We start from the raw sequence: 12,458 nt of genomic DNA, 5'->3' as shown, positions 1-12,458 counted from the left end.
TCCAATCCGGCAAGCAAAAGCCTACCGTGCTGACGGTTCTAGGATAGGGAAAATGCAGACTCTCGGTAAAAACATCCTAATCATATTTATTCTCACTACGGGGATATTATACTGCCAGCAAACAAAGCATACCGATTTGGCCTCTCAGCTTGGAATCGGGAATCCGGTTATTACAAGCATTAATCCACCCTCAGGTTCGCCTCCGATATCTCCGTATTTGCCGACATTAATTACCATTACAGGACGAGATTTCGGAACCGATATCACGCAATCCAGCGTCACTATAAATGGAGTAGCAACTCCTCTCCTCACCGCAACTTCCACTCAAATTACTGCGAACGTTCCTGCGGGTGCATCTACCGGATTACTTTACGTAATGAAAAGCAGCGGTATCGTTATTTGCGATCCTTTGAATCTGAATGGGGCTACAAACTGTTACGGCACTAAGTTTTATATCGACTGTTACAAAGCGTACCAGAACCAATATGGGGCCGAATTAGGGATTACTTATCCAACGTCCAAGAAATTCCAAATCAACGGGCAGGTAGAAACTCATGCAGTTCGTATCGATCTTAATTTAACCGGGCCGACAAACGTTAAGATCGGCTGCGACACTTATACGGCGGTAACCTATTTTTCTCCGACTTGTTCACAAACGAATCTAGGAACGCTCTCAAATCCGTCTAGCTGGGTATATCAACCGATCATTAATTTTCCGACCTATTATACCGTTCAGATGTTCATAACGGCCGGAACCGGAACCTGCGATATTTCCTTCCAATAATGAAGTAATTCCGATAGAAAAAAGATTGGTTTTTTTAAAAACAAAGGTAGTATTAAGTGGGTGAGGGGAAAATGAATATAGTCTCTTCTATAAAACTTGGATTGCCCGAAAAGAATATCGCGGATTCACGTAAGATTCCAAAGACGGAAGGGCTCGCTTTGAGCGAACCGTACGAGAATAAACAGGCCAATACGGTAGATCGGAAAGCGACTAGTTTGGATTACACCGGCGATATGTATAAAATTAAGGGCGCTTTCATCGACAAAGTCTCTTAACCCCAATTTCAGTTACTGGCATAAAAAAAGCCCTCTACAAGAGGGCTTTTTTGTAACAGATCCGTTAAACGGAGAAAGCTAAGCTTTCAGCTTTCTTTGTAGTTAATTTCTAAAATATTACCGGAAGGATCTAGGAAATGGAGGAATTCTCCACCGTCTCTTGCTTCCGGACCCCTTACGATCTGAACGGATTTAGATTCGAGTTCTACGATTGCTTCCGTAAAATCATCTACATCCAAAACAAAACTCAATACGGGAGATTTGGCTTCGCTCAAAGCACCCTTAGTACCGTTGGTATGAAGCAATTTGATATTCACGGAATCCAAACCAATGATAGCAAATTCTCCGGTCCGTTCTTCGATGGTTTCAAAATCGAACAACTCGGAATAGAACTTCACGGAGCTATCGAGGTCTCCAGTGGGTATTACGATATAGTCGATTCCTTCTACGATGATCATGGATGCGGATCCCTATTTTCTTTTTTAGTCATTATGAGGGGAAAACCGGGCTTGTCTATCGGAAAACCGCAAGTTTACTCCGGTTTTTCAAAGCCTCCTTCCGAGCGTAGATGGGCGCGGGGGAACCGGGAAAAATATCCTTGCATTTATCGGTTTTTTAATGAATAAATAGCGATTCTAATTCGGAACCATCCCAGATTCATAATTTCATACATAAGAGAAAGATTTTATTCCTGGATAAGATCGTGAGTTGTCACAAACAACGTTTCATCTTCTGCGCATGAGTCATATTAGCTGGTGAATCCGAGAAAATTACTTAAAACTTAAAGGTCTTTCGTCGTCCGGCTAAACCGGCTACGAATCTAAGATCCGAAACTTTTTTGTTATACTCTTGAAATTCCGAAAAAATCCCTGAGTTCCCGGTTTTTATCGCTTACCTTCCACAGAAATCCATCCAGCACATAATGTGTAAACTGGGGGAGAAAGAACAAAGGAACCAAGATAACTTCCAAGCCCTTTCCTAATCCGGTTTTTATCAATGAAGCGTTCCCAAAAATTTCAGAGTGGTCTTTCCAAACGAAAGTATCCCATAGCCATTCCTCGGAATAGGCGAATAATAGAAGAGTAGCAGCGAATACGATAATTCCGGTCGTAGTATTTGCGAACGCCTTATAAAAAAAGGATGAGAAATTCTTTCTCCTATATTTTCCGTAAAGGAAAATTAGCGCCATGTATGGAATTCCATGATTAACTACGTTCGTAATCGTAAAACTTAAATCATCATTTAAGGCGATGATACCTACGTACCAAACTAAGGCGGTGTTAAGCAAAAGCAGATTCTTGGGCCAGGAAACACTTCGAGTTTTTACGAACGTATAAATCAAAGATAATAAATAAACTACGATCCAAGACCAATACAAGCAAAGAATAATATTCGCCAATAATGAATTTGGGAGGGAATAAAAATCCCCGTCCATAAACCACTCGAAATTGCGCCCGTTAGGAACGACATGCCAGTAAAGGATTGGAATCACCGTGATAACGTATAGAGTGAATTTGTCCCAGCTAAACGGGAATACCTTGAAGTGAAACGGTTCCTTGCGAGAATAGAGAGCTAAAAATCCGTATTGCTGCCTGATGAAATGGAATACCGCTAGATAAGCCATGGCTCTCCAAAAAACCAGTTTTCCGAATGAATAGATAGTTAAAGCTAATAAAAAGCAAAATAGGGGCGTCACGGCTAGCAGAAATCTTCGTTCTTGCCACTGTCGACGGTCGAAATAGGCTCGAAATAGCGTAGAATAAACGTGAGAAACATCAAGGCCTGGAATTAAAATCAACCATAACCAAGGCGGGAGGGCCTGACCGTTGGTCCGGGAAGCACCGGAGCCTAATATGACTAGAGGTAACTCAACGGAATGGACAAGAAGTGCAATAAGCACAGCTAAAATTCCTGGACCGATAATCCAAAGAAGATCGAATCTTGCAGAGAAGATCCATGAATTAGCGATCTTCGAGTCGGCGGTCAACTTTCCTTTCCTATCTGGAGCTTAATTTTCTTGAATGCTTCGTGCCCGCGAAACAATGCCTCCTCAAAGATAGAGAGACCGCTTAGATCGGAGTGAGCAAAATGCAACCCATCATGAGAAGTCGCCAATTTTTCGCGAATGCCGCTCCATAGAAATTTCGGAATCGGGCGAATCATTGCATGCGCGTATGTCATAATATCCAATTTCGAAACGAGGGACTCTATATTAGGATGGGGTTTTTTCAAATCCAGTAGGATTTGATCTTTCCAATCTTTCCAGGTTTTTTCGAACATGAGTCGGCGAGACGCAACGGTGTCCTTCCCTCCGAACTCTTGGTAATATGTAAGCACGGACTGGGGTCTTTGTGCTCTAAGATCTTGATGAGTAGATACTACATATCCGAGTCCGGCGCTTTTATAAATGACATTCTCCCATGCCGGTGGGTGACCTTTTCCTTCCGGAACTTCTTCAACGAAGAGGTTCGCTACTAACCAAGGAGAATACTGTAATTCGTTTAGGAAGGGATCTCGCTCCCCTAAGATATATTTTCGCGTAAACGAAGGCAGCGCATACACAACCTGATCGGATATATAATTCGTAACCGTTTGGGAGAGATTATCATAAACTGCGGTTTCCCATTTTTTCGAAGACTTTCTGATTCTTTGGACTAATTGAGAAGTTCGAATATGATCCTTCGATTTAGACCTCAGTTTCTCCATAAGAAATCCGTTTCCCTCCGGCCATGTTAAGACGCTTGGAAATTCTCCTTCGTCGTGTGGACGGGAACAAAAATAATGAAGGCCGGCCCAAGCCGAGATGCTTTCCGAATTTCCGCCGTAGTCGTCTCTTACGCAGTAATCGGCATACCATAGAATTTCCGGGGAATGAATCCCTTCCGATTTTAGATAGGTAGCAAAGGGAATAGTATCCAGTTTTAAAAATACCGGATCTCTCGAAGATAAGTCTATCGGAATCGTGAAAGGTTTTTTTCCATCGCGTCCGGTTTGATTTTTCCAGAAAGCAAGTAGACGTTTAAACTTATATTCTTGCTCGTCCGGTTCGCCCGAACGACGGGGAAAGAGTCCTGCCTGCCACCTCCCTTGATAGAAAAGACGTTCATCCGGATCGAAACAGAGGGAAGTCTCGGAATAAATCGGGTCTCCATCGGAATCTTTTCCGACGACGAGTCCGATATCTTCCAAAAATTTTCGAACAAGTACCGCTTCCTTACCGGGTTGGGGAAGGTAATGGGCGCCCCAAGGGAATTTGAATCCGGAGCGCTCTTCATAGCGAGAATTTCCTCCGGCTTCCTTTTCCAAATCCAAAATGAGAAAATCATCGAACCCCGATTTTTTGAGATAATATCCTACCGAAAGACCCGATATGCCTCCTCCAGCAATCAATACTTTGGTCTTAATCGAGTCCGTCTTTGAACTCGTAACCTGAGAAGAACTACGAAGTTTATGACCTAGATTTTTGTCCGGTCCTAGGATAGAGCCGTCGATGGGTTGTTTGCGAATCTTAAGAATTCCAGCGAGTCCGAGAAGGCTAGCGCAGGCAACGAGTGTAGAAAGGAATACTTTTCTAGAAAAAACGTCGTGATTCATATGGAGCAATCGTATCTTATTTCAGCGGATCGCAAGTGCAAGGAAAAGAAAGAATGTTTTCGTATTGTCCTTGGCATTTGTTACTGAGCGAAAAAATTTCCCTTATGGCACTTCTCCTAGATTTGGATAATACTCTCTTTGATTCGGTTGCGATTTATGAAACGACCATTAAACGATTGGAGAAGAATGCGAAGGAATTCGGATTCACAAATTCCAATCAATTTCGGCAGTTCTATAATATGGCACGAAACGAAACGAAACGAGATCTGCCTAAGAACCCGACCAACCAATTAAGAATACTTTATTTTAAGAAAATGTCGGAATCACTCTTTGGGAGAACGGAACCTAAATGGGTGCTTCGATTGGAAGCTTTATACTTTCGATATTTTCTAAATGGAATCAAAGAATGGAAACTTAAGAATAAGAAAGACTTTAATAAAATCCTACGTCTTCTTACTCAAATAGCGGAGAGTCGGGATATAATCCTGCTAACGAACGAGAATCTCAGGACTCAGATCTTGAAATTGACCGTTCTATTTCCAAAATCCTTTCCTTATAAACTGATGACTTCTCAAGAAGCGGGTGCAGAAAAGCCCGCACGTATTATTTTTGAAAAAGCCATGGAATTCGATTCGAGAAAGAATCATCCCGCATATATGATCGGTGATTCGTTTGAAGGCGATATCGAAGGGGCGCTTCATTTCGGAATAAATGCCATCTATATATGCTCCATCCTCCAGAATAAAAAAGGCGGAAATATCGTAATGGAAAAGAAGATTCATAAGCTTGGAGAGTATTGGGAATCTCCAAGCTTGGAAGCGGGATTGAATTTTATATTAAGTCTTGATTCAGGCCGCGTGGTTACTCGGTAAGCCGCTTATTTTTTCCGGAGCAGCGTAAATAAAGTGAGGTTGATATTTACCTTTCGAAACGATAAATGCCAAATCAGGAGCGTAATAAAATAAAAGGCTTTCTTTAACGGTGCCCCGATCACGGACTTCATCCCGGAGATTGACGCAATCGGTTTTAGCATCGTAAACTCTACGGAGGAGAACCCGCACTGATTGGCGAGAAATTTCAAGGTTCTTTCCGAGTAATTATTTATATGATCTTTTGCCTCAAGATAGTGGTTGTTTGGTTTCATTCCGAAAAACATAACTTTCAGTCTGGCTTTGATCAGTTGAACGGGGAAATTGGGCGTTTGCAAAAATAGGAATCCGTTCGGTTTCAGTAATGAGAATAAGTATTCGATCAAACTGTGAGGTCGAGGGATGTGTTCTATCACGTCCCAAAGGGTAATGATATCGAAACTCGCTTTAGGTAGGTTACTAAGCTGAACGATTCCAGAATGGACGTCTTTTAAATGGTTTCTATTTTTGGCATAATCAATCGCTTTCTCAGAGACGTCGTAGCCGACAGCTTCCCATCCCGGTCTATTGTCATTGATTGTTTTAATAAAAAAACCTAAACCGCAGCCGACATCTAAAATTCGGCCCTGAGCAGAGAGTAGAAACTTATCTATAAAATTTTTGTAAATTTCACGATGGGCTACATCCCACCAAGTTAGGTCATAGCCTATTTCTTCACCCCAATACCATTGATAATGTTCGTCTTGCTTGAACGTGGAAAATACGTGTCCGCAATTGGAGCAGCGGACGATAGGAATCCCTTTTTCGATAAAGAGTATAACGTTTTTTTCATTTCCACACAAATAACATGTGCGATTCATCGGTAGTATCATGTTAGTTTGCCTAACTATTCGGATTTCAACTCTTATGTTCCAGCAAAAAACACGGGGCCCTTCGAGCTTTTTCGATTTTCTTGCCAGGGAACAAAATCAAGCATGGATAAATAGAATATATTTGTAAATAGGAGTTTCCTTTGGCAAAAGTTCAGTTCACAAAAATGGAAGGGATCGGCAACGATTACATTTACATCGATGCCACTTCTAATGAACTTAAATTGAATCCGCAGCAAATTCAAAAACTCTCGGATCGAAACTTTGGAATCGGAGGAGATGGCGTTATTTTCATTCGAAGCTCGACTAATGGCGACTTCCAAATGGATATGTATAACGCGGATGGTTCCTCATCCGAGATGTGTGGAAACGGAATTCGTTGTGTCGCAAAATACGTATTCGATCACGGACTAACTACGAAGAAAAATCCTATTATTGAAACCGGAGCCGGACTCTTGAAAGTCGATTTGACCGTAGGTCAAAATAACAAAGTAGAGTTAGTTTCCGTCGACATGGGTAAACCGATTCTTGTCCCGGCTCAAATTCCGGTAAAATGGAAGAACGAAAACCCGATCGTTGATCAACTTCTCGATATTGCCGGTCAGAATTTAAAATTCACGGCAGTTAGTATGGGCAATCCTCATTGTGTAATTTTCGTCGATGATCCGGATACATTCCCTGTGAGAGAAATCGGGCCGTTGATAGAAAACAAAATCGAACTTTTCCCGAGAAAAGTGAACGTAGAATTCGTCAGTCTCAGAGGAAAAGATCATTTGTATCAGAGGACTTGGGAACGAGGTGCAGGGGAAACTCTAGCTTGCGGGACAGGTGCCTGCGCCGTTATGACTGCAGCTCACTTAAGCGGTAGAGCAGGGAAAGATGTTCGAATCGACCTAAGAGGAGGAAGCTTGAGAATTCAATGGCTCGAAAACGATCATGTGCTTATGACGGGACCGGCAAAAGAAGTATTTACCGGAACGGTTGAGATTTAGGCTTCCGCGTACTGACCTTCCATTAGCGTCAACATTCTCTTACGGACTTCGTCGGATAATCGCTTCAGATTCTCGTCCAAAGACCCGGCGAGGTACGGAGTATGATCGATTTTTTCTCCATAAACTACTTTAACTTTCTTATATATTGCCCGCTTCTTGATTTCGCAAACGTCTTTCGGCATTCCCATAAAGCTACGTACGATCGGAGGAATGGGTATATCGGAATAGCTTTCCTCTATCGGTATGATCACACAAGGGAGGATATCGACTTTATTACGGATCGAGAATGCTGCAAAACCTTCATGAAAATCAATCATAGGTTTCTTAAAATCGTTCCGAACCATATAGTCATGACCTTCCGGAAAAATTCCTAAGACGTCTCCACGCTTAAACACCTGTTGAATCATTTTAATCGAAGCTAGAGAAATTTTTCCATCCACCGACATCGGAATTCCTCCCGCTATCTTAGCAAGATCCCTAAAGATCGGTATTCTGAACGTGTATTCGGCGGCGACCCAAGATATAAACCGCGGGAATGTGTAAGAAAGAATGAACGGATCCATATCCGAGCGATGATTACAGACTAAGATTAACTTTCCGTTAGAAACAATGTTTTCCGTACCATATGCGGTGATATTTACCGCCAATCCGATGAACGGTGCGACGAAATTTCTAATTGTAAGATAAGCTTTTGCCTCTTTTTCCACAGTTCGGATTCCTTATTTTAAGAGAACTAATCTCCCAAAAATACGTTCCACCATTTCTTATCCGAATCATTCGGATTTTGAATGCCGGATTGAGAGTCGTTCGGGTTTTTTTCCCCGAACTGTGGTCTTCCAGACTCCCGATGCTTTCTCCGAGGTTGTATTGAGGCGAGATTTCTCTTCATCTCCTCATACTCCTTCTGAGCTCCAGCATTGGAGCGAATATAATTTCGAATCTCAACCCATTCAGGGTCGTGTTCGTTGCCGTAAACGGCGTAGTTCATCAGATCAATTTGATCGAACTCAGGCATAACTTTCCTTTCCATCAACGGGAATAGAAGCGGCATCGGTTTTCAGCATCGCTTCCACCCGAACCTTTCGCATGTTTGCCCAGGAAAATACTATGGCAACAGTTTTAGTAAATTTCAAACCGGTTTTTCCGATTCGATACAAGAAAAATCTCGCAGCTTGCACTGAATTCGGGACCTTGATTTTCCGAATCTATAAAACATGGAGAGAGAAAATCTCCCCCGTTTTAACGGACATAATACGTTGGAACCGGAAGATAAAAAAAATATTAGTACGGCGAAGAGCGAAGCTAGGATTATTCCTTTCCCGACCCTTCCCGGTCGGAATTTAAGAAAGATCCGTGAATTGTACGAAATTCTCTTCGATTCGAACGAAAGGCGTTAGTTTGAAAAAGGCTAATTCTTTTCCTGCAAGGTTATGCCCGGACTTTTGTTCGGATGTTTTAACCTTTGCAGGAATAACGGACATGATTCCGGTATTTTGGGAAGGATCGGTTAAGAGCGGCCATATGGTAGTGATCGATTTTCGAGTTTAAAATAGATTTCTAAGAAATTCCAAATATTCTGTTTTCTTAGGATCGGATTCGGACGGCGACCAAATCGCAAATTCCTTATCCGTTTGAGGATCATAAGGACCTGATTTTCCTTCAAAGCAGATACATTCTTGGGAAAGGCATACGATCGAATGGTAAACTCCCGGCTGAACGTCTATACCAAAAACAGGTCCTTCGGAGCTCAATACGTGCTTTTCTTGAATGGAGCCATCCTCATTAAAGAGAATGAAACCCAATCTACCTCGTAAGATTATGAATGTTTCCGGCTTCGGAGGATTTTTGTGTCGATGGACTTGGATGTAGGTTTCTCGGGTGAGAACGTTCAGGAATCGCTGGTATGATTCGGAAAGTTCATGAAAGTTTCGATTCACTCTGCGTCGAGGTGAATTGGAAGCGTCATGCAGGAGTTTCTGGAATAGCTCCTCGTCGATGAGCTGTCTATTGAGCGGGCGCAAGTTGCAGTTTATCTTCGCAATAGGCGATAAGATATTCTTTACATGCAGTGCAAGTTTCCGCGGCTCCACAGGCTTTAACTACGTCGCGATAATCCTTTCCTTCGGAGATAGCAGTTTGCACGATTGCCTCAAACTTTACTTGGGCGCAATGACACTTTTCCATCTATTAAATCTCGATCCTAACTAATACTATCGTTTTTGAGACTCAGTATAGATGTCAAGTTTTACCGAAAGAAAAAAGAGAATTTAGGTCAATTTTCTATGAATTATGTCACTTATTTAGATTTGGGCCGCTTTAAGAGCAGTTTCAGGAATTTACTTAGGTTCGCTTTTTAAAAAGTGCTAGTGAAGAGAAAATGAAAGGAATGATTTTCTTCGGATTAAGAAAGGAAAAAGTGGCGCGCCCTGAAGGATTCGAACCTCCGACCCTTTGATCCGTAGTCAAATACTCTATCCATCTGAGCTAAGGGCGCGGATGCAGCTAGAAAAGCTTTTGCTCCAAGAGAGCCAAATGCTCTGCCGGGAGTTTCGGGACCAGTTTTTTTCCCTTGGAGTAATTGTATAGCAAGAAAACGGAAAGACCGATGTAGACGCATATACCGGCCAAGTGAGAAATATTTCCCAACCAAGACCCTACCCAAGGAATCCAAGAAAGAACCCAGGACAAAAATACGAATCCGATAAAGTACAGAGTATTTAAAAACGAAAGTTTTGCATGACGCAAAACTTCCGGTTGCTTCGAATAAAATGTGAAGCCGATTAACCAATTTCCGAACAAAGGCAGAGTTACTAAGTAAACTCTGAAGGTTTCGGAGTTGAGAAACTCCTTGGCCTGATTCAGGTAAGGTTTGGAAAGTACAAGGAGCTTAGCCTTGAGTTCCGCGAATTTTTCCGAGTATCTTTCGAACTTCATTCTCTATTTCCGGGAAGAAAGGTAGTACGTAATTTTTACCTTGGTAGGCTTGTATTGCGCCGATTAAACTGTAAATCGTAAGTAACGACCAAGCGGTGTAACTTAAGAAGTCGGTGACGACTGGATTCGCTTTAATTAATTTTAAGATGGAACTCAAAATCGGGAATTCCCGTAAAAACCAGACTACTAAATACAAAAATACGAATCCGGAATTTAGTTTCATCGCTTGTACGGCGTGAAACCGGCAAATTTCCTGCTGCTTTCTAAAAAACCAAGGCAAAGCCCATCCGAAGAAAGGTATGTAAGAAATTGCCGCGAATGAATTGGGATAATCATCCCCTTGTAAGAGGCGTTTTAAATCTTCCAGGAATTCCCGGGTGTTGAATCTCTGGGAGGACATCTATGCATTTACCTAGAAGACTAAAGGGAAAGGATGGAACATTCGGAGACGCAGGGATTCGAACCCTGGGTACAGGTTACCCCATACGACAGTTTAGCAAACTGCTCCTTTCGACCGCTCAGGCACATCTCCATTCGTTCCTATCCGGAGAAGGTAGGATTCGAACCCACGGTGAGTTTCCCCACGACGGTTTTCAAGACCGCTGCCTTAAACCACTCGGCCACTTCTCCGGTTAAGGAATACTTTACTGACAAGAAGGGGGACCCTGTCAAGGTGATTTACTTATGAGTGCGGAAAAGAACCGTTCGAAGGGTCTAAAAAAATCCGCTAGAAATTCGGAAACTCGGAGAAAGGAAATTTTTCTTAGTCGCGAAGTCTCGGATATCGCCGTTGAAAAATGGGCGAATCTAGGAACGGCAATCGCCCATTTAGACGGGAAAACCGTTTTTGTTAAAGCCGGAATTCCGGGTGAATTCGTTAAAATTAAAATCGAAAAAGAAACATCTTCTCTGATATGGGGAACAGTTATATCAGTAAGTCGTGCAGCACAATCCCGTATTTCAAGTGATTGCGCATCGTTTCCGGAATGCGGTGGATGCTCTTATCGTCATATCTCCTATGATGATGAACTTAAAATCAAAGAAGAATTATTATTAGAAACTTTAGATGGAATCGGGAAGCTAGATCGCTCGCGCATTCCGGAATTGAAAGTATTAAGCGGACCAAGCGAAGCCTACCGTAATACCGCACAAATTAAACTTCAGAAATCGGGTCAGTCGTTGATTGCGGGCTTTTTTAAGGAAAATTCAAACACACTTGTGAAATTTCCTACTGACGGTTGCAAACATCTTCCCAACGAAATGAACGAATATATTAAAAATTCTTTGGAAAAGAAAATAGTTAAAAACCGAATCAAGGAGTTCGAGCTTCGATTTTCCTCCGGAGAAGTGATCGAATACAAGGAGGAGGCAGTCGATATCGGTCCATATCTCGAGGAGCGAATACGATGGAAAATACCTCCCGGCGGATTTACTCAAGTGAATCGATTTCTAATCGAACCTTGGCTACAGATGATCCGATCCTGGATTCCGGAAAAGTCAGGGGCAATCCTAGAGCTTTATTGTGGTGCAGGTCTTATAAGTTTATCAATATCTTCTAAAATCGAAAAACTCTTCGGTTTTGAACTGTCGAATTCATCGGTCTTGAGCGCTCGCGAGAATGCAAAACGATCCGGTAAATTGAATCTCGAATTTCAGACATTGAATTTAGAGCGGAATTTTCCGTCCTCCGAAGTCGCGTCACAAGCCGCTATTTGGATTTTGAATCCTCCGAGATCGGGAGCTTCCAAAAAAGTTTTGCATTCTATAGAAGAATATAAGCCGCCAACTCTTATTTATTCCAGCTGCAATCATACGACCTTGGCCAGGGACTTGAGGGAATTGACTTTAATCGGTTATCGAATTAGAAATATTGCGTTGGTGGACTTCTTTCCAAGAACTCAGCATTTTGAAATTTTAGTTCAAACAATACTATAGAAATATTAAAAATCATGCATAATCTAATTTGGAATAATGATTACGAATTAAAATTTCGTTCATTATCACTTTTTCCCGGAACCGTATAAAAGAGGGAATGCTTGACATTTGGTCTCGATGGGAAGTAGAATATGTCTTTAATGGAATATCGACAAATACCAATTCGGTTGCGAGAACTCATTGGAAACAAAGAAAGTCAGGAGCTT

At 42.0% G+C, this 12,458-nt stretch carries 16 protein-coding genes and 3 tRNA genes; 5 read left to right on the top strand and 14 right to left on the bottom strand.

What is annotated here, in order from left to right; all coding sequences use genetic code 11:
- Positions 1–52 precede the first annotated feature (52 nt).
- Together LEP1GSC050_RS12070 and LEP1GSC050_RS12065 are read left to right on the top strand one after the other, a co-directional pair.
- Positions 53–784, top strand: a complete 732-nt coding sequence (locus LEP1GSC050_RS12070; RefSeq protein WP_020987405.1) for an LIC10067 family putative lipoprotein — start codon at positions 53–55, stop codon at positions 782–784.
- A 71-nt stretch (positions 785–855) separates the two neighbouring features.
- A complete protein-coding gene (locus tag LEP1GSC050_RS12065; RefSeq protein ID WP_010571464.1) occupies positions 856–1,059 on the top strand; it encodes a hypothetical protein in 204 nt (67 codons plus the stop codon).
- 86 nt (positions 1,060–1,145) lie between these two features.
- Here the strand turns inward: LEP1GSC050_RS12065 and LEP1GSC050_RS12060 are convergent, their stop codons facing one another.
- From LEP1GSC050_RS12060 to LEP1GSC050_RS12050, 3 genes are all read right to left on the bottom strand, one after another.
- Complete coding sequence (locus LEP1GSC050_RS12060; protein ID WP_010416348.1) at positions 1,146–1,517, bottom strand: VOC family protein; 372 nt, start codon at positions 1,515–1,517, stop codon at positions 1,146–1,148.
- A gap of 383 nt (positions 1,518–1,900) precedes the next feature.
- Entirely contained in the window at positions 1,901–3,046 is a 1,146-nt protein-coding gene (locus LEP1GSC050_RS12055) for a hypothetical protein (RefSeq protein WP_010571463.1), read from the bottom strand.
- The gene (locus LEP1GSC050_RS12050) at positions 3,043–4,653 is read right to left on the bottom strand and encodes an NAD(P)-binding protein (RefSeq protein WP_010571462.1); all 1,611 of its coding nucleotides are present in this window, start codon (positions 4,651–4,653) and stop codon (positions 3,043–3,045) included. Before LEP1GSC050_RS12050 ends, LEP1GSC050_RS12055 begins: the two co-directional genes overlap by 4 nt.
- Before the next feature lie 104 nt (positions 4,654–4,757).
- Here LEP1GSC050_RS12050 and LEP1GSC050_RS12045 point away from each other — a divergent pair, with 104 nt between their 5' ends.
- Positions 4,758–5,525, top strand: a complete 768-nt coding sequence (locus LEP1GSC050_RS12045; RefSeq protein ID WP_040911657.1) for an HAD family hydrolase — start codon at positions 4,758–4,760, stop codon at positions 5,523–5,525.
- Positions 5,526–5,530: 5 nt separating this feature from the next.
- Here LEP1GSC050_RS12045 and LEP1GSC050_RS12040 read toward each other — a convergent pair whose 3' ends face one another.
- A complete protein-coding gene (locus tag LEP1GSC050_RS12040; RefSeq protein WP_040911655.1) occupies positions 5,531–6,382 on the bottom strand; it encodes a class I SAM-dependent methyltransferase in 852 nt (283 codons plus the stop codon).
- A 152-nt stretch (positions 6,383–6,534) separates the two neighbouring features.
- Between LEP1GSC050_RS12040 and dapF the strand changes: the two genes are divergently transcribed.
- Positions 6,535–7,383 (top strand): diaminopimelate epimerase, encoded by an 849-nt coding sequence (dapF, locus tag LEP1GSC050_RS12035; RefSeq protein WP_010571459.1) that lies wholly within the window; start codon positions 6,535–6,537, stop codon positions 7,381–7,383.
- Here dapF and LEP1GSC050_RS12030 read toward each other — a convergent pair.
- The 10 genes from LEP1GSC050_RS12030 to LEP1GSC050_RS11985 all read right to left on the bottom strand — a co-directional run bounded on the left by LEP1GSC050_RS12030 (position 7,380) and on the right by LEP1GSC050_RS11985 (position 10,947).
- A complete protein-coding gene (locus LEP1GSC050_RS12030; protein WP_010571458.1) occupies positions 7,380–8,090 on the bottom strand; it encodes a lysophospholipid acyltransferase family protein in 711 nt (236 codons plus the stop codon). The two genes, dapF and LEP1GSC050_RS12030, sit on opposite strands and share 4 nt — an antisense overlap.
- A 26-nt stretch (positions 8,091–8,116) precedes the next feature.
- Positions 8,117–8,398 carry a hypothetical protein gene (locus tag LEP1GSC050_RS12025; RefSeq protein WP_010571457.1) on the bottom strand — a complete coding sequence of 94 codons (282 nt, stop codon included), beginning with the start codon at positions 8,396–8,398 and terminating at the stop codon, positions 8,117–8,119.
- Positions 8,391–8,516 (bottom strand): hypothetical protein, encoded by a 126-nt coding sequence (locus LEP1GSC050_RS21220; protein ID WP_020987666.1) that lies wholly within the window; start codon positions 8,514–8,516, stop codon positions 8,391–8,393. The genes LEP1GSC050_RS12025 and LEP1GSC050_RS21220 overlap by 8 nt, the downstream gene beginning before the upstream one ends.
- A 411-nt stretch (positions 8,517–8,927) precedes the next feature.
- Positions 8,928–9,404, bottom strand: coding sequence for a WbuC family cupin fold metalloprotein (locus tag LEP1GSC050_RS12015; RefSeq protein ID WP_010571455.1), 477 nt, complete (start codon positions 9,402–9,404; stop codon positions 8,928–8,930).
- Positions 9,388–9,567 carry a hypothetical protein gene (locus tag LEP1GSC050_RS12010; protein WP_010416321.1) on the bottom strand — a complete coding sequence of 60 codons (180 nt, stop codon included), beginning with the start codon at positions 9,565–9,567 and terminating at the stop codon, positions 9,388–9,390. The genes LEP1GSC050_RS12015 and LEP1GSC050_RS12010 overlap by 17 nt, the downstream gene beginning before the upstream one ends.
- A 233-nt stretch (positions 9,568–9,800) precedes the next feature.
- A tRNA-Arg gene (locus tag LEP1GSC050_RS12005) sits at positions 9,801–9,877 on the bottom strand.
- Positions 9,878–9,885: 8 nt separating this feature from the next.
- Entirely contained in the window at positions 9,886–10,317 is a 432-nt protein-coding gene (locus LEP1GSC050_RS12000) for a hypothetical protein (RefSeq protein WP_010571454.1), read from the bottom strand.
- Entirely contained in the window at positions 10,271–10,717 is a 447-nt protein-coding gene (locus LEP1GSC050_RS11995) for a DUF4870 domain-containing protein (RefSeq protein WP_010571453.1), read from the bottom strand. The genes LEP1GSC050_RS12000 and LEP1GSC050_RS11995 overlap by 47 nt, the downstream gene beginning before the upstream one ends.
- Positions 10,718–10,760: 43 nt before the next feature.
- Positions 10,761–10,849 (bottom strand) — tRNA-Ser (locus LEP1GSC050_RS11990).
- Positions 10,850–10,862: 13 nt separating this feature from the next.
- Positions 10,863–10,947: transfer RNA gene (locus LEP1GSC050_RS11985), tRNA-Ser, on the bottom strand.
- Positions 10,948–11,001: 54 nt separating this feature from the next.
- Between LEP1GSC050_RS11985 and LEP1GSC050_RS11980 the strand changes: the two genes are divergently transcribed.
- A complete protein-coding gene (locus LEP1GSC050_RS11980; protein WP_010571452.1) occupies positions 11,002–12,252 on the top strand; it encodes a class I SAM-dependent RNA methyltransferase in 1,251 nt (416 codons plus the stop codon).
- The last annotated feature ends 206 nt before the right edge of the window (positions 12,253–12,458 follow it).

The organism is Leptospira broomii serovar Hurstbridge str. 5399 (genome assembly GCF_000243715.2).
Classification (GTDB): Bacteria; Spirochaetota; Leptospiria; order Leptospirales; family Leptospiraceae; genus Leptospira_B; species Leptospira_B broomii.
The sequence above is the reverse complement of the archived record's forward strand: the minus strand, read 5'-3'. Positions and strand labels throughout refer to the sequence as shown.